The organism is Burkholderia sp. WP9, from assembly GCF_900104795.1.
Lineage (GTDB): Bacteria > Pseudomonadota > Gammaproteobacteria > Burkholderiales > Burkholderiaceae > Paraburkholderia.
Genome location: NZ_FNTG01000001.1, coordinates 3,014,649 through 3,030,374, shown reverse-complemented (window position 1 = coordinate 3,030,374; position 15,726 = coordinate 3,014,649). Strand labels below are relative to the sequence as shown.

Below are 15,726 nucleotides of genomic sequence, written 5' to 3'. Positions count from 1 at the left end.
CCCGTATGGTCCTGGCGAGCGACCCTGAGCCGGCAGCCGAAGCAGCGGCAACACTGTGTCGGGCCGACGTCTCACGGAACGATCGCCGGTCGTTGCGCGCTGCGATTCACCCTGTCGCCGTGGCCTTCCTATACTCGTGATATGCCGAATCCTTCTGGATTCGCGCCGACTTGCTGCATGATATCGGCCGGCTGTACTGATCCGGGAAGCGAGCCTTTCGGTAGGCAAAGACCGCCTCAAGGCAAACGCCTCTAAAAAATCTCATTCCTCTGATTGACGGATGCCGCAGAATTGAAACCAGGTTAGAAACCGGTTTCTAATAAAGTCCTTGTTTCGCGGACGGCAGCACTCAATAATAGTACGGCCGTTCGATTTTCTTTCGGTCACATTAGAACGGTAAAAAAGCTATGCGAAAAGGCGAACAGACGCGAGCCGCAATTCTCGAAGCAGCACTTGATCTGGCCAGTCGCGACGGACTCGAAGGTCTGACGATCGGCTTGCTGGCTGAGCGCATGCAGATGAGCAAAAGCGGTGTGTTCGCGCATTTCGGGTCGCGCGAGGATTTGCAGGTTGAAGTCGTGCGCGAATATCACCGTCGTTTCGAAGACGAGGTGTTCTTCCCGAGTTTGCGCGAGCCTCGTGGATTGCCGCGCTTGCGCGCGATGATTTCCCGCTGGATCGAGAAACGCATTCAGGAAGTCACTACCGGCTGCATCTATATCAGCGGCGCCGTCGAATACGACGACCGCGCGGATAACCCGGTGCGTGAACAACTGGTGTCGAGTGTGACGATCTGGCGTGCGGCGCTCACTCGCGCGATTTCGCAAGCAATGGAAGAAGGGCATCTGCGCGCCGACACCGATCCGCAACTGATGCTGTTCGAACTGTACAGCTTCACGCTCGGTCTGCATCACGACGCGCGCTTCCTGCACTTGCCGGATGCGGTGCGTCTCACGTGGGCCGCGCTGGAAAAATTGATTGTTTCGTATCAGAGCGAAAGCCGTTAGCGGCGTCGCCGCCAACTAAGGCGGATTCAGCGGCGCAGAAAGTTCCGATCCACGGACTCAGCTAACGGCCTGGCTTCTTGTCAAACTTGGGAGAGAGTCATGGGACAGTACGCCGCGCCGCTGCGCGACATGCAATTCGTGTTGCACGAACTGCTTAACGTCGAAGCTGAAATCAAGCAGATGCCGAAGCACGCGGATCTCGATGCCGACACGATCAACGCGGTGCTCGAAGAAGCCGGCAAATTCTGCTCCGAAGTATTGTTCCCGCTCAACCACAGCGGCGACCAGGAAGGCTGCACATACGCCGGCGACGGCGTCGTGACCACGCCGAAGGGCTTCAAGGAAGCCTATGCGCAGTACGTCGAAGCCGGCTGGCCCGCACTGGGCTGCGATCCGGAATACGGCGGCCAGGGTCTGCCCGCGTTCGTCAATAACGCGCTGTATGAAATGCTGAACTCGGCGAATCAGGCGTGGACCATGTATCCGGGTCTCTCGCACGGCGCGTACGAATGTCTGCATGCGCACGGCACGCCGGAATTGCAGCAGCGCTATCTGCCGAAGCTCGTCGCCGGTGTGTGGACCGGCACGATGTGTCTGACCGAGCCGCATTGCGGCACCGATCTCGGCATTCTGCGCACCAAGGCCGAACCGAACAGCGACGGCTCGTACGCGATCAGCGGCACGAAAATTTTCATCTCCAGCGGCGAACACGATCTCGCGGAGAACATCGTTCACCTGGTGCTCGCGCGTCTGCCGGATGCGCCCAAGGGCACCAAGGGCATTTCGCTCTTCATCGTGCCGAAGTTCGTGCCCAACGAAGCCGGCGAACCCGGCGAGCGCAACGGCGTGAAGTGCGGCTCCATCGAACACAAGATGGGCATTCACGGCAACGCCACCTGCGTGATCAATCTGGACAACGCCAAGGGTTGGCTCGTCGGCGAGCCGAACAAGGGCTTGAACGCCATGTTCGTGATGATGAACGCCGCGCGCCTGGGCGTCGGCATGCAGAGCCTGGGTCTGACCGAAGTAGGCTATCAGAACTCGTTGGTATATGCGAAAGAGCGTCTGCAGATGCGTTCGTTGACCGGCCCGAAGGCGCCCGAAAAGGCGGCTGATCCGATCATCGTGCATCCGGACGTGCGCCGCATGCTGCTCACGCAAAGGGCCTACGCCGAAGGCGCGCGCGCTTTCTCGTACTGGTCCGCGCTGCACATCGACAAGGAACTGTCGCACGCTGACGAATCGGTGCGCAAGGAAGCCGCCGACCTCGTCGCGCTGCTCACGCCGATCCTGAAAGCGTTCCTGTCGGACAACGCGTTCGAAAGCACCAACCACGCCATGCAGATCTACGGCGGCCACGGCTTCATCGCCGAGTGGGGCATGGAGCAGTATGTGCGCGACGCGCGCATCAACATGATTTACGAAGGCACCAACGCGATTCAGGCGCTCGACCTGCTCGGCCGCAAGATCCTCGGCGACATGGGCGCGAAGATGAAGAAGTTCGGCAAGCTGGTGTCCGAATTCGTCGAAGCCGAAGGCGTGAAGCCGGAGATGCAGGAGTTCATCAACCCGCTCGCCGACATCGGCGAAAAGGTGCAGAAGCTGACGATGGAAATCGGCATGAAGGCCATGCAGAACCCGGACGAAGTCGGCGCCGCCGCCGTGCCGTATCTGCGCACGGTCGGCCACCTGGTGTTCTCGTACTTCTGGGCGCGCATGGCACGCATCGCGCTGGACAAGGAAGCATCGGGCGATCCGTTCTACAAGGCGAAGCTCGCCACGGCACGCTTCTACTTTGCGAAGCTGCTGCCGGAAACGGCCATGACGATCCGTCAGGCGCGTGCCGGCTCGAAATCGATGATGGAAGTCGACGAAGCGCTGTTCTAAGTCGCTGTTTTCAGGCGTCAGGCAATCCCATCAAGGCAGGCGCCGCGCGTGTCGAACTCGCGGCGTCTCTCCTCAAACACACAACGCGAAGCGTCCATCGAAGCTTCGCGACCTCGCATAACTCTCCGGAGGAACGACGTGAGCAATCTGATCATTCGCAAGGTAGCCGTGCTCGGCGCCGGCGTGATGGGCGCGCAGATCGCCGCGCACCTGATCAACGCCAAGGTGCCGGTGCTGCTGTTCGATCTGCCCGCAAAAGAAGGCCCGAAGAATGCGATCGCGCTGAAGGCGATCGAGAATCTGAAGAAGCTGTCGCCGGCGCCGTTCGGCGTGAAGGACGACGCGCAATACATCCAGCCCGCGAACTACGACGACGACATCGAGAAGCTCGCCGAATGCGACCTCGTGATCGAAGCGATTGCTGAGCGCATGGACTGGAAGCACGACCTGTACAAGAAGGTCGCACCGCATCTCGCGCCGAACGCGATTTTCGCGACCAACACGTCGGGTCTGTCGATTACCGCCTTGTCGGAAGGTTTCTCGGACGAACTGAAGGCGCGCTTTTGCGGCGTCCACTTCTTCAATCCGCCGCGCTACATGCACCTGGTCGAACTGATTCCGACCGCGACCACGCGTCCGGAAATCCTCGACCAACTCGAGTCGTTCCTGACCAGCGTGGTCGGTAAGGGCGTTGTGCGTGCGAAAGACACGCCGAACTTCATCGCCAATCGCGTGGGGATTTTCTCGATTCTCGCCGTCGTGACCGAAGCCGCGAAATTCGGCCTGCGTTTCGACGAAGTGGACGATCTGACGGGCGCACGTCTGGGCCGCGCGAAGTCGGCCACCTTCCGCACCGCCGACGTGGTCGGTCTGGACACGATGGCGCACGTCATCAAGACGATGCAGGACACGCTGAAGGACGATCCGTTCTATCCGGTCTACGAAACGCCGGCCGTGCTGGCCGAACTCGTAAAGAAGGGCGCGCTGGGTCAGAAGACCGGCGGCGGCTTCTACAAGAAGGAAGGCAAGGCGATCAAGGTGCTCGACGCGAAGACGGGCGAGTACGTGGACGGCGGCGCGAAGGCGGACGAACTGGTCGGCCGCATCCTCAAGCGCCCGCCGGCGGAGCGTCTGAAGCTGTTGCGCGAATCGCAGCATCCGCAGGCGCAGTTCCTGTGGGCGATTTTCCGCGACGTGTATCACTACATCGGCGTGCATCTGGAGTCGATCGCCGACAACGCGCGCGACGTCGATCTGGCGATCCGCTGGGGCTTCGGCTGGAACGAAGGTCCGTTCGAAGGCTGGCAGACGGCCGGCTGGAAGCAGGTCGCCGAGTGGGTGCAGGAAGACATCGCGGCGGGCAAGGCGCTCTCGAACGTGCCGTTGCCGTCGTGGGTGCTGGAAGGCCCGGTGGCCGAGAAGGGCGGCGTGCATACGAACGAAGGTTCGTGGTCGCCGGCTTCCAGGACGTTCGTACCGCGCTCGTCGCTGTCGGTGTACGACAAGCAGGTGTTCCGTGCGCCGCTGGTCGGCGAAACCGCGGCTGATCCGAAGACCTACGGCAAGACGCTGTTCGAAACCGACGCCGTGCGCGCATGGGTCGACGATCGCGCCGGCGAGAACGACGTGCTGATCGTGTCGTTCAAGAGCAAGATGAACACGATCGGACCGTCGGTGATCGACGGTCTGACGCAGGCGATCGAACTGGCCGAAAAGGAGTACAAGGGCCTGGTGGTGTGGCAGCCGACGTCGCTCAAGCTCGGCACGCCGGGCGGCCCGTTCTCCGCGGGCGCCAACCTCGAAGAAGCGATGCCCGCCTTCATGATGGGCGGCGCGAAGGGCATCGAGCCGTTCGTGAAGAAATTCCAGCAAGGCATGCTGCGCGTGAAGTACGCCAGCGTGCCGGTCATCTCGGCCGTGTCGGGCATCGCGCTCGGCGGCGGTTGCGAACTGGCGCTCCATAGCGCGAAGCGGGTCGCGCACATCGAAAGCTATATCGGTCTGGTGGAAGTCGGCGTGGGTCTCGTGCCCGCGGGCGGCGGCCTGAAGGAAGCGGCGCTGCGCGCGGCGGAAGCGGCGACGCAAGTCGGCGCGACCAACGACCTGCTGAAGTTCGTGCAGAAGTCGTTCGAAAACGCGGCGATGGCGAAGGTCTCGGCCTCCGCGCTCGACGCTCGCGCAATGGGCTACCTGAAGCCGTCCGACACGATCGTCTTCAACGTGTTCGAACTGCTCGACGTCGCGAAGAAGGAAGCGCGCGCGTTGTCGGCGGCGGGTTACCGTCCGCCGCTGCGGGTCACGCAAGTGCCGGTGGCCGGCCGCTCGGCGATCGCGACCATCAAGGCGTCGCTCGTCAACATGCGCGATGGCCGTTTCATCAGCGAGCACGATTTCCTGATCGCAAGCCGTATCGCGGAAGCGGTGTGCGGCGGTGACGTGGAAGCGGGCAGTCTGGTCGATGAAGAGTGGCTGCTGCAACTCGAGCGTCGCGCGTTCGTCGATCTGCTCGGCACGCAAAAGACGCAGGAACGGATCATGGGCATGCTGCAAACTGGCAAGCCGGTGCGCAACTGAGCGAGCGACCGCACTACGTGCATGGGACCGGAGTAAGCGCTGAAGCGCTAACTCCGGTCGACCGCGATAAGGCTGCATGGGACAGCAGTAAGCGCTAAAGCGCTAACTGCTGTCGACCGCGATAAGACTGCATGGGACCGGAGTAAGCGCTGAAGCGCTAACTCCGGTCGACAAAGGAGATTCAGATGGCAAAGCAACTGCAAGACGCATACATCGTCGCCGCGAGCCGCACGCCGATCGGCAAGGCGCCGCGCGGGATGTTCAAGAACACGCGCCCCGACGAACTGTTGGTGCACGCGATCAAGTCGGCCGTGGCGCAAGTGCCCGGCCTCGACACGAAGGTGATCGAAGACGCGATCATCGGCTGCGCGATTCCGGAAGCGGAACAAGGCCTGAACGTGGCGCGCATGGGCGCGCTGCTGGCCGGCCTGCCGAATACCGTCGGTGGCGTGACGGTGAACCGCTTCTGCGCGTCGGGCCTCACGGCGCTGGCGATGGCGGCGGACCGCATCCGCGTCGGCGAGTCGGACGCGATGATCGCGGGCGGCTGCGAATCGATGAGCATGGTGCCGATGATGGGCAACAAGCCGTCCATGTCGCCGCATATCTTCGATCGCAATGAAGACATCGGCATTGCATACGGCATGGGCCTGACAGCGGAGAAGGTCGCCGAGCGCTGGAAGATCAGCCGCGAAGCGCAAGACGCGTTCTCGGTCGAATCGCACCGCCGCGCGATCGCCGCGCAGCAGGCCGGCGAGTTCAACGACGAAATCGCCGCCTACACGATCACCGAGCGCTTCCCCGATCTCGCAACCGGCGAAGTCCGCGTGAAGACCCGCGAAGTCTCGCTCGACGAAGGTCCGCGCGCGGAAACCTCGCTCGAAGGTCTGGCCAAGCTGCGCGCGGTGTTCGCGAACAAGGGTTCGGTGACGGCGGGCAACAGCTCGCAGACCTCGGACGGCGCGGGCGCGCTGATCGTGGTGTCGGAAAAAATGTTGAAGGAATTCAACCTGACGCCGCTCGCGCGTTTCGTCAGCTTCGCCGTGCGCGGCGTGCCGCCGGAAATCATGGGCATCGGCCCGAAGGAAGCGATTCCCGCCGCGCTGAAGGCCGCCGGCCTGAAGATCGACGACCTCGACTGGATCGAGCTGAACGAAGCGTTCGCCGCGCAATCGCTGGCGGTGATTCAGGACCTCGGTCTCGATCCGGCGAAGATGAACCCGCTCGGCGGCGCGATCGCACTCGGCCACCCGCTGGGCGCGACGGGCGCGATTCGTGCGTCGACCGTGGTGCATGGTTTGCGCCGCCGTAACTACAAGTACGGCATGGTGACGATGTGCGTCGGCACCGGCATGGGCGCGGCGGGCATCATCGAGCGCCTGTGAGCGTGACCGGCCCGGTGTTCAGCCCGGCGTTCGCTTCGGTCCACACGGCGAGCTTCGGGGCGGCCCCCGGAGCGGCCCATTAGGCACCGCGCAACGGTTCGCAGGCCATCCGGCTTGCGAACCGTTTTTACATTCTGAGCAGGAGTACGAGGAGATGACGATGGATATTCTGGTCGAGCGTGCCGACGGCGTGCTGACGATTGCCTTCAACCGGCCCGACAAGAAGAACGCGATCACGGCAGCGATGTATCAGACAATGGCCGATGCGCTAGTCGAAGCGCAAGGCGACGCCGCGGTGCGCGCCATCCTGATTCGCGGCAGCGCGGGCATTTTCAGCGCCGGCAACGATCTCGAAGATTTCATGAAGACACCGCCGATGGGCGAAAACGCGCCGGTGTTCCAGTTCCTGCGCGCGATCAGTTCGGCGGAGAAGCCGGTGGTGGCGTCGGTGGCGGGCCCGGCGGTTGGGATCGGCACGACCTTGCTGTTGCATTGCGATCTGGTCTACGCCGCCGACACGGCGAGCTTCTCGCTGCCGTTCGCGCAACTCGGCCTGTGCCCGGAAGCGGCGTCGAGTCTGCTGTTGCAGCGTGTGGGCGGCTATCAGGCGGCGGCGGAAAAGCTGCTGCTCGGCGAAGCGTTCGACGCCGCCGAGGCACAACGCATGGGCTTCGTGAATCGCGTGCTGCCCGCCGCCGAAGTCGACGGTTTCGCCGCTTCGCAAGCCGCGAAGCTGGCCGCGCTGCCGGCCTCGTCATTGCGCGTGACGAAGAGCCTGATGAAGCGCGCGAGCCACCAGGAACTGCAAACGCAAATGTCGGAAGAAGCCGTGCATTTCGGCAAGATGCTGCTCGCGCCCGAAGCACGCGAGGCGTTCAAGGCGTTCTTCGAGAAGCGCAAGCCGGACTTCCGGCAGTTCGACTGAGCGACGCGCCGGAGCGCTTGAACCACTTCGGGCGCGAGCGCTGAGGCGTAGAACGGACTTGCCAGCTTGGGCGGCCTCCAGCTTTTTTGCACGGCTGGACCTTCGCCCGCTCGCAGGTCTGGCGCGTCGCCGTTCAAAGCTGCGTCGGCTGCAGCGTGTCGTAGTCGACGTAGCTCTTCTCGCGGCAGAAGCTCACCAGCCGCACGCCCGCCTTGCGGGCGATCGCAATCGCCAGCGACGACGGCGCCGAGATCGTCGCGACCATCGGCACGCCAACGCGCGCGGCCTTGCGCACCAGCTCATAGCTCGCGCGGCTCGACAGAAACACGAAACCCTCTTTGGTATCCACGCGATCGAGCACGAGCCGGCCGATCAGCTTGTCGAGCGCATTGTGGCGGCCCACGTCCTCGAACGCATAGCGGATCGCGCCTGCCGCGTCGCACCATGCGGCGGCGTGCAGGCCGCCGGTCAGCCGCGTCAATGCCTGATGCTCGGGCAGTTCGCGGGCGGCGCGCGCAATCGCATCGGGTGCGAGCCGTTGCAGGAAACCGGTGTCCGGCACGCGCTCCGGTTCCAGATCCAGCAGATCGATGCTTTCGATCCCGCACACGCCGCAACCGGTGCGCCCGGCGAGCGCGCGGCGCTTTTCCTTCAGCGCGACGAACGCCTGCTGCACGACCTGCAACTGCACTTCGGCGTGCGGCAATTCACCGTCGTCGTGCAGTTCGACCTCGATATCCTGAATGTCGCTACCGCGTTCCACGATCCCTTCGGAAATCGCGAATCCGACCGCGAACGCTTCCAGATCGCGCGGCGTGCACATCATCACCGCATGCGAAATGCCGTTGAAGACCAGCGCGACCGGCCATTCCTGACCGACGTGGTCGGTCACGGTCTCGACTTCGGCGCCGCGATGCCGGCGCACCTGGCGCTCCACCGCGCCCGGTTGCCCGCCTGTTTCCAGTTCGTCCAAGCTTGTCACTCCTTTGCCATGCCGCGCGCGCCTGAGCGGCAGGTGGGCTCGCGGGTTGCCGCCAGGCCGTGCCGCCGTCGCGCGAATAAGGTTCTAAAATACCTCAAGCTGGGCTTGAGCGTTGCCCGCCATCCACGAGGGACACTGTCATGGGACTCAACGAAGCGCCGCTTCTGTTCAACTTCGAGGTCGAGTCTTCGGAGAATTTCACTTACATCCCGATGTCGGTGCGCTTCAACCTCGACCGGTTCGGGCTGCGCATCTCGCTTCAACAATGGCAACTGCTGCCGCTGGAAGACCGCAAGCTGCTGGCGCGTTTCCCGGTCGAGGAAGACGCGGAGATCGAGCCGAACTTCGATCACGCCCTGTTCGAAATGCTGCGCACCCATGCGAACGTCGAGCCGGAGTGGTTCACGCCCGAGGAAGCGCCGGCCTGGCGCCGCACGGATAGCGTGCCGGAGGGCATCGCGCATCAGGCGCAACTGGCCGGCATGGTCGCGCCGGGTGTGGCCCGATGGGCCGAACTCGATCCGTTCAAGCGCTACGTGCTCGCCAAGCTGTCGCGCAAGCCGGAGGCCAACCACGACTTCGTCCCGGCCATGAAGGAGTTCGGTGCGGCCGGCTAGGTGCGGCCGGCTAGGTGCGACCGGCCCGGTTGCGGTCGGTCAACCGCACCGGCCACGAGTTGCCGGCCACGTTTTTTTCATTCGCCACCCTCAACCTGTTCCGAACGCTGCCGTTATCCATGGGTTGGCGCGTAAAGAAAATCCGTATCGATGCGGCCCGATGCATCGAAATCGACCGCGCGCTCCCCGCCCGCAGAACGATTGACGTTCGGAACCCATGACTCCTTTTCTATCGAAGCGGCTGCTGATCAACATCGCGGTCGTCGCCGCGGCGGTCGGCGCGAACGCGTTCGTCGCCTACACGCAGATTTGCGGCCAACGCGACGCGGACGCGCGCATGCTGCGTTCGACGAGCGTGCGCCAGAACCTCGACGCCTACCAGTCGGCGCTCGACGGCGGTCTCGCCGCGCTCGGCCGCTTCGAGGCGTCGGGCGAGTCCGCGCCGGCAGGTTCCGCTGCCGCGATGGTCACGACGCTTGCGCGTCTGGAGCGCGACCTGCGCAGTGAATTTGCCGGCGAACCCGCCATGCTCGACGCGCTCGCCAGGCTGAGCGCGGACAGTCATGCGTTGCAGCACGACATCGACGACGCGCTGCTCAGGAGCGCCGGTGCCGCGCCGAACGCCTCGCGCGCGTGGGCGGCTTCGACCTACACCCATCTCGGGCTCGGGCTGGATCGCGTGGAAGCCGCGCTGGCCTCGTTGCGCGGCGAGGAGAACCGCGCCTTGCGGGCCTCGCTCGCGGCGTCGGCAAGCGAAACCCAGCGGGCCATGTTCCTGCTGATCGTGACGATGCTGGCCGGCAGCGTGCTGCTGATCTACACGTTCGGCGTTCGCGAAAACAGCGCGCGCGAGAAGCTGCGCAGCGTGCGCGCGCTCGGCCGCAACGACGAACGCTTTCGCGGCCTGTTCGACGAACATCCGGTGCCGATGTACATCGTCGATCGGGAGACGCTGCGTTTTCTCGCTGTCAACGCGGCCGCGATCCAGCAATACGGCTATTCCGAAAGCGAATTTCTCGGCATGACGATTCGCGAGATCCGGCCGCAAGCGGAAATCTCGCGTCTCGAATCGCATTTGCAGCGCAGCGACGCCACCCAGCATGGCCGCACTATGGCGGGCATCTGGCATCACCGGCGCAAGGACGGCTCGACGATCAGCGCCGACATTTCGTATCACGCGCTGAACTTCATGGGCCGCGGCGCGTTCTTCGTGCTGGCCGACGACGTCACCGACCAGATCAACGCCGAAGCCGAAGCACAACGTTCGAACCAGATGCTCGAGGCGGTGATCGACAATATTCCGCAGCGCATTTTCTGGAAGGACATGGAGTCGCGCTATCTCGGCTGCAACATGGCGTTCGCGCGCGATGCCGGACTCGCGTATCCCGAGCAGGTGGTGGGCAAGAGCGACGCAGACATGCCGTGGCGCGACTTCTCCAGCCTGCTGGGCGACCATGACCGGGAAGTCGTGAGCACCGGCGTGCCGAAGATGAACTTCGAGGTCGATCTGGTGATCGACGGCGTGCATCGCACCACGGTCACGAGCAAGCTGCCGTTCACCGACGGCGATGGCCGCGTGATCGGCGTGCTCGGTTCATACACGGACATCACCGAGCGCAAGCGCGCCGATCTGGCCTTGCGTCTGCAAAGCCGCGCGCTCGATGCCAGCGTCAACGCGATTCTGATCACGGCGCCGTCGCCCACGGGCAATCTGATCGAGTACGTGAACCCCGCGTTCATGCGCATTACCGGCTACGACGCCGCCGAGGCGATCGGACACGATTGCCGCCTGCTACAGCGCGACGACCGCGACCAGGAAGGCGTCGCGCTGATCCGTCAGGCGCTCGCGGCGAACCGTGAGGTCAGCGCGGTGGTGCGCAACTATCGCAAGGACGGCGCGCTGTTCTGGAATCAGCTCTTCATCGCGCCGGTGCCGAATCAGGACGGGGTGATCACGCATCATATCGGCGTGATCAACGACGTGACGGACCTGATGCGCTATCAGGAGCAGCTCGAATATCAGGCCAACTACGACAGCCTGACGCGCCTGCCGAACCGCAATCTGCTGCGCGACCGTCTGCAGCATGCGTTGGTTGTCGCGCAACGGCATCACAAGGGCGTCGCGGTCGTGTTCATCGATCTGGACGGCTTCAAGAACGTCAACGACAGCCTCGGCCACAGTGTCGGCGATCGTTTGTTGAGCGTGGTTGCCGAGCGCCTCGCCCGTTGCACGCGCACGAGCGATACGGTGGCGCGGCACGGCGGCGACGAGTTCGTGATCGTGATGACCGATACCGTCGACGAACAGTCGCTGATCGCGTGGATGGAGCGCGTGCGCGTGTCGATCTCCGAGCCGGTCTGGCTCGACGGCACCGAACTGTATGTCGGCTGCAGCATGGGCGCGAGCCTCTTCCCGCAAGACGGCGAAGATGCGGAAACGCTGATGAAGAAGGCCGATCTCGCCATGTATCGCGCCAAGGACATGGGCCGCAACACGTTCCAGTTCTATCAGCCGGAAATGAACGCGAGCGCGGGCACGCGCCTGAATCTCGAGCGGCGTTTGCGCCGCGCGTTGCGCGACAACCAGTTTCTGCTGCACTACCAGCCGCAAGTGGATATCGAGAGCGGACAGATCGTCGGCACCGAGGCGCTGGTGCGCTGGTGCGATCCGGAAGTCGGCCTCGTGCCGCCTTCGTCGTTCATTCCGGTGGCGGAAGAAAGCGGGTTGATCGGGCCGCTTTCGGAGTGGGTGTTGCGTGAAGCGTGCCGGCAGAACAAGGCGTGGCAGGACGAAGGCCTGCCGCCGGCGCGTGTCTCGGTGAACCTGTCGGCGCGGGTGTTCCAGCAGCGCGATATCGCCAAGCTCGTCATGCAGGTACTGGCCGAGACCGGCCTCGCGCCGCAATATCTCGAACTCGAGTTGACCGAAAGCACCATCATGCGCAACGCCGAAGAAGCCGTGTCGATGCTCAACGAACTGCACGCACTCGGCATCGGCCTTGCCATCGACGACTTCGGCACCGGCTATTCGAGCCTCAGCTATCTGAAGCGTTTCCCGGTGGATCGCCTGAAGATCGACCGCTCGTTCGTCTCCGACATCGGCGTGTCGGGCGACGACGAGACCATCACCTCGGCGATCATCGCGCTCGCGCACTCGCTGAAATTGCAGGTGATCGCCGAGGGCGTGGAGACGTCCGCGCAACTCGACTTCCTGAAAGAGCGCGCATGCGACGAGATGCAGGGCTTTTACTTCGCGAAGCCGTTGTCGACCGACGCGATGTCGGAACTGCTGCAGGGTGGCGTAGGGCGCGAACTGGCGATGGTTTGAGCGTTCGCGCCCGGCGCGCTCACTGTGCCGGCGTGTCCAGGAAAACCGGCAGGTCTTCCGCCATGTCGGAAAACGACTGCAGGAAGGGATGGTCGGTCTTGCTCACCGTCCCTGGCAGCATCATCTGCGTGAATTGCCAGGCCACCGCCACGGTGACGTCGGCCGCATCGAACTGGTTGGCTTCGATCGGCAGCGCCGTTGCCGCGAGGTCGCGCTCGAGTTCGGCGTAAGCGGCGAACAACTGCGTGCTTACGCGGTCGATCCATGGCTCATGTTGCTTTTCCAGCGGACGCAGATTGCGCTCGTAGACGATCTGCACGGTTTTCTCGCACGCGGCAAGCGCGAGTCCAGTGAGATGGGCGGCGCGCAATGCCGCCTCGGGCCGGGTCGGGAAAAGCCGCTGGTCCGGCCCGGCGAGCGTGGCGAGGTACTGGAGAATCACCGTCGAGTCCATCACGGTCTGGCCGTTGTCGGCGATCAGCGTGGGCGCCTTGACGACCGGGTTGATTCTCGCGAACTGGTCATAGGTGCGGAACACCGAGATCGCCTCGTGCTCGAACTCCAGCTTCAGCAATTTGAGGCAGATAGCGACCCGGCGTACGTAGGGCGAATCCAGCATTCCGATCAGTTTCATCTCATTCCCGTTAGAACATCTATCATGAGGCGCCCGGCTCCGCGGGTCCCACGGTTCCCCCCGTCTGTAAGGGGCAAGGGCGCTTTGATCCAATAGATTAAGCATCTACGGGCAGCAAAAAAAGCGACAATTAACGACGATTTACGTCAGAATTTCTTACATGAAGCCAATCCCGCCTTTGACCGCGCTACGCTGCTTCGAAGCCGTCGCCCGCCTGGGCGGCGTGACGCAAGCCGCGCGCGAACTGCATGTCACGCATTCGGCGGTGAGTCAGCAAATCAAGGTGCTGGAAGATTCGATGGGCGTCGCGCTCTTCATGCGCGAGGCGCGCGGGCTGCGGCTAACCGAGGAAGGGCGGCTCTACGCGCTCGACATCCGCATGGCGCTGCGCGACATCACGCATGCCACGCGCCGTGCGCAGGCCCGCCCGCACGAAAGCGAACTGGTGATCACGACCTTGCCGTCGTTCGCTCAGCATTGGCTCGTGCCGCGCCTCGCCAGCTTTCGCGAGGCGCATCCGTACTACCGGATCCGGCTGATGACGAGTTTGCAGGTGGAGGATTTCCGCCAGGGCGTGAGCGATATCGGCATCCGCATGGGGCAGGGGCATTGGCCCGACGTCGCGCAACAGAAGCTGTTCGACGACGACATGGTGGTGGTCGCCGCGCCCCATTTCGCGCTCGCGCCGAACGGCCGCTTTCCCGTCACCGCCCTGGACGTGATGGCCTGTCCGTTAATCTCGAGTCCCGATACACCGTGGCATGACTGGTGTCAGGCGGCGCAGGTGGCGGAACCGGCCGACGGGGCCGTGGTGCTGTCGGCGAACGATTCGAATATCGTGATCGGCGCCGTGCTGCATGGCCAGGGTGTCGCGCTGGAACGGCGCAGCCTGGTCGCGAATGCGCTGGCGCGGGGCGAACTGCTGCAGATCACCGATATTCGCGTGCCCTATCGTTACCCGTACTGGCTGGTGTGGCAGCAACGCGAAATTCTCGATGCCTCGCAGGCGCATTTCGCGCAGTGGATCGAAGGGCAGGTCGACGTCTACCTGCGCGGTAGCGGGGCAGCGGTGGTGGCGAATCGTGCCGGTTAGCCCGCGCGGGTTCGCGCTGAGCAGGCCATGACGCCTGGGCTCTGATGCGTGGGCAGTGATGCGCGGGCTTCGACGCACCGCCTTCGACGCTGGCGTTTCGAAAATGCGACGCTTGCAACGACGTTTTCGAAAAGCGCCTCGTCGGATATATTGATGTTTCCCATCTCAGACCGCGCTGGGAACCACGAAGCACCGATTCACGTGGCGTTGCGCCCGCCTTTCGCTGCTTGCACCGGGTGATGGGCGTTTCGCCATCGACTATTCGCCAATCCGACTGGAGAGAACAATGACGTCGTCACCTGCAAAGAAACTGTCTGTGTTGCTGGCATCGGTTGTATTGAGCGTGGCGTGTGCCGCGCCGGCGTTCGCCCAAAGCGGCGGCGGTGGTGGCCCGGCGGGGAACGATTCCGACGCGGCGATACCGTCGGCCGCATCGAAAGCGGCTCCGTCCACCAAGGCTGAGCGCAAGGCCGCGCGCAAACAGGCGCGGGCGAAGAAAAACGCCGAGTTGAAAAAGTTGGAGGCCAACGGCTATCAGCCGTCGCGTAACGATCCGAACTATCCGAACGATATTCAGAACGCGCAGAAGAAGGCGGGAATCGGCGCGGCGGCGAGCCAGTAAGCAGGTTCAGCGCATGACGGTGCAGCCGAGGTAGAAGCCAAAGCCGAAGCCAAAAGACAACGAGGCGCTAAAAGCGCCTCGTTTTTCGTTTACCGCGAGCCGCTCAATCCAGCGCCGGCAACGCGCGCGGACGCCGGTCGCTGTCTGTCGCGACATAGGTCAGCGTGGCTTCGGTGACCTTCACGAGGTCTTCGGTCAGGCTCATGCGCTGCGCGTAGACCTCGACCTCGACGGTGACCGAGGTATTGCCCGTCTTGACGATATCCGCGTAAAAGCTCAGCAGATCGCCGACGAACACCGGCTGCTTGAACACGAACGAATTGACCGCGATGGTCGCCACCCGCCCGTTGGCGCGGCGGCTTGCCGGGATCGAGCCGGCAATGTCCACTTGCGCCATGATCCAGCCGCCGAACACGTCGCCGTGGACGTTCGCATCCGAAGGCTGCGGCACCACGCGCAGCGCGCAGTGCTTTTGCGGGAGTTGAAGAAGATCGGTCATCGGGGCACCCTTGAGAAACGTGTTGGTTCGGTCGGCTGGACCAGCGGGCGGGGCAATTCACGACAACGGTACGGCACGCACCGCGCGGCTAACGTGCCACCTACGGCCGGACAACCCATGAAAAGCGGCGCCAGCCGGCTTCTGCGACAATAGAAAGATCAGGAATTGTACGG

At 63.6% G+C, this 15,726-nt stretch carries 12 protein-coding genes; 9 read left to right on the top strand and 3 right to left on the bottom strand.

Annotation, left to right across the window (positions count from 1 at the left end; genetic code table 11):
- Positions 1 to 407: 407 nt before the first annotated feature.
- The 5 genes from BLW71_RS13405 (at position 408) to BLW71_RS13385 (ending at position 7,778) form a co-directional block, all read left to right on the top strand.
- On the top strand, positions 408 to 1,007 hold the full coding sequence (locus tag BLW71_RS13405; protein ID WP_091796739.1) for a TetR/AcrR family transcriptional regulator: 600 nt from the start codon (positions 408 to 410) through the stop codon (positions 1,005 to 1,007).
- Between the two features lie 99 nt (positions 1,008 to 1,106).
- Positions 1,107 to 2,894, top strand: a complete 1,788-nt coding sequence (locus BLW71_RS13400) for an acyl-CoA dehydrogenase C-terminal domain-containing protein (protein ID WP_091796738.1) — start codon at positions 1,107 to 1,109, stop codon at positions 2,892 to 2,894.
- Positions 2,895 to 3,032: 138 nt separating this feature from the next.
- On the top strand, positions 3,033 to 5,468 hold the full coding sequence (locus tag BLW71_RS13395) for a 3-hydroxyacyl-CoA dehydrogenase/enoyl-CoA hydratase family protein (protein WP_091796737.1): 2,436 nt from the start codon (positions 3,033 to 3,035) through the stop codon (positions 5,466 to 5,468).
- A gap of 185 nt (positions 5,469 to 5,653) precedes the next feature.
- Positions 5,654 to 6,853 carry an acetyl-CoA C-acyltransferase gene (locus BLW71_RS13390; protein ID WP_091796736.1) on the top strand — a complete coding sequence of 400 codons (1,200 nt, stop codon included), beginning with the start codon at positions 5,654 to 5,656 and terminating at the stop codon, positions 6,851 to 6,853.
- A 154-nt stretch (positions 6,854 to 7,007) separates the two neighbouring features.
- Positions 7,008 to 7,778 carry an enoyl-CoA hydratase gene (locus BLW71_RS13385; protein ID WP_091796735.1) on the top strand — a complete coding sequence of 257 codons (771 nt, stop codon included), beginning with the start codon at positions 7,008 to 7,010 and terminating at the stop codon, positions 7,776 to 7,778.
- A gap of 133 nt (positions 7,779 to 7,911) precedes the next feature.
- Here BLW71_RS13385 and fdhD read toward each other — a convergent pair whose 3' ends face one another.
- Entirely contained in the window at positions 7,912 to 8,751 is an 840-nt protein-coding gene (gene fdhD, locus BLW71_RS13380) for a formate dehydrogenase accessory sulfurtransferase FdhD (RefSeq protein ID WP_091796734.1), read from the bottom strand.
- 149 nt (positions 8,752 to 8,900) lie between these two features.
- Between fdhD and BLW71_RS13375 the strand changes: the two genes are divergently transcribed.
- Both BLW71_RS13375 and BLW71_RS13370 read left to right on the top strand, forming a co-directional pair.
- On the top strand, positions 8,901 to 9,377 hold the full coding sequence (locus tag BLW71_RS13375; RefSeq protein WP_091796733.1) for a nitrate reductase associated protein: 477 nt from the start codon (positions 8,901 to 8,903) through the stop codon (positions 9,375 to 9,377).
- A gap of 217 nt (positions 9,378 to 9,594) precedes the next feature.
- Positions 9,595 to 12,705 (top strand): sensor domain-containing protein, encoded by a 3,111-nt coding sequence (locus BLW71_RS13370; RefSeq protein ID WP_091796732.1) that lies wholly within the window; start codon positions 9,595 to 9,597, stop codon positions 12,703 to 12,705.
- A gap of 19 nt (positions 12,706 to 12,724) precedes the next feature.
- On the opposite strand, the gene BLW71_RS13365 is transcribed toward BLW71_RS13370, so the two are convergent.
- Complete coding sequence (locus BLW71_RS13365) at positions 12,725 to 13,339, bottom strand: glutathione S-transferase (RefSeq protein ID WP_091796731.1); 615 nt, start codon at positions 13,337 to 13,339, stop codon at positions 12,725 to 12,727.
- 160 nt (positions 13,340 to 13,499) lie between these two features.
- Here BLW71_RS13365 and BLW71_RS13360 point away from each other — a divergent pair, with 160 nt between their 5' ends.
- Both BLW71_RS13360 and BLW71_RS13355 read left to right on the top strand, forming a co-directional pair.
- Complete coding sequence (locus tag BLW71_RS13360; RefSeq protein ID WP_091796730.1) at positions 13,500 to 14,432, top strand: LysR substrate-binding domain-containing protein; 933 nt, start codon at positions 13,500 to 13,502, stop codon at positions 14,430 to 14,432.
- 286 nt (positions 14,433 to 14,718) lie between these two features.
- A complete protein-coding gene (locus BLW71_RS13355) occupies positions 14,719 to 15,054 on the top strand; it encodes a DUF4148 domain-containing protein (protein WP_091796729.1) in 336 nt (111 codons plus the stop codon).
- 103 nt (positions 15,055 to 15,157) lie between these two features.
- On the opposite strand, the gene BLW71_RS13350 is transcribed toward BLW71_RS13355, so the two are convergent.
- Complete coding sequence (locus BLW71_RS13350; RefSeq protein WP_091796728.1) at positions 15,158 to 15,553, bottom strand: acyl-CoA thioesterase; 396 nt, start codon at positions 15,551 to 15,553, stop codon at positions 15,158 to 15,160.
- Positions 15,554 to 15,726: the final 173 nt, after the last annotated feature.

Bases quoted from the DNA above. Each gene is read 5' to 3' on its own strand.
- BLW71_RS13405 (WP_091796739.1), top strand. From the start codon at position 408: ATGCGAAAAGGCGAACAGACGCGAGCCGCAATTCTCGAAGCAGCACTT.
- BLW71_RS13400 (WP_091796738.1), top strand. From the start codon at position 1,107: ATGGGACAGTACGCCGCGCCGCTGCGCGACATGCAATTCGTGTTGCAC.
- BLW71_RS13390 (WP_091796736.1), top strand. From the start codon at position 5,654: ATGGCAAAGCAACTGCAAGACGCATACATCGTCGCCGCGAGCCGCACG.
- BLW71_RS13385 (WP_091796735.1), top strand. From the start codon at position 7,008: ATGACGATGGATATTCTGGTCGAGCGTGCCGACGGCGTGCTGACGATT.
- BLW71_RS13375 (WP_091796733.1), top strand. From the start codon at position 8,901: ATGGGACTCAACGAAGCGCCGCTTCTGTTCAACTTCGAGGTCGAGTCT.
- BLW71_RS13370 (WP_091796732.1), top strand. From the start codon at position 9,595: ATGACTCCTTTTCTATCGAAGCGGCTGCTGATCAACATCGCGGTCGTC.
- BLW71_RS13365 (WP_091796731.1), bottom strand. From the start codon at position 13,339: ATGAAACTGATCGGAATGCTGGATTCGCCCTACGTACGCCGGGTCGCT.
- BLW71_RS13360 (WP_091796730.1), top strand. From the start codon at position 13,500: ATGAAGCCAATCCCGCCTTTGACCGCGCTACGCTGCTTCGAAGCCGTC.
- BLW71_RS13355 (WP_091796729.1), top strand. From the start codon at position 14,719: ATGACGTCGTCACCTGCAAAGAAACTGTCTGTGTTGCTGGCATCGGTT.
- BLW71_RS13350 (WP_091796728.1), bottom strand. From the start codon at position 15,553: ATGACCGATCTTCTTCAACTCCCGCAAAAGCACTGCGCGCTGCGCGTG.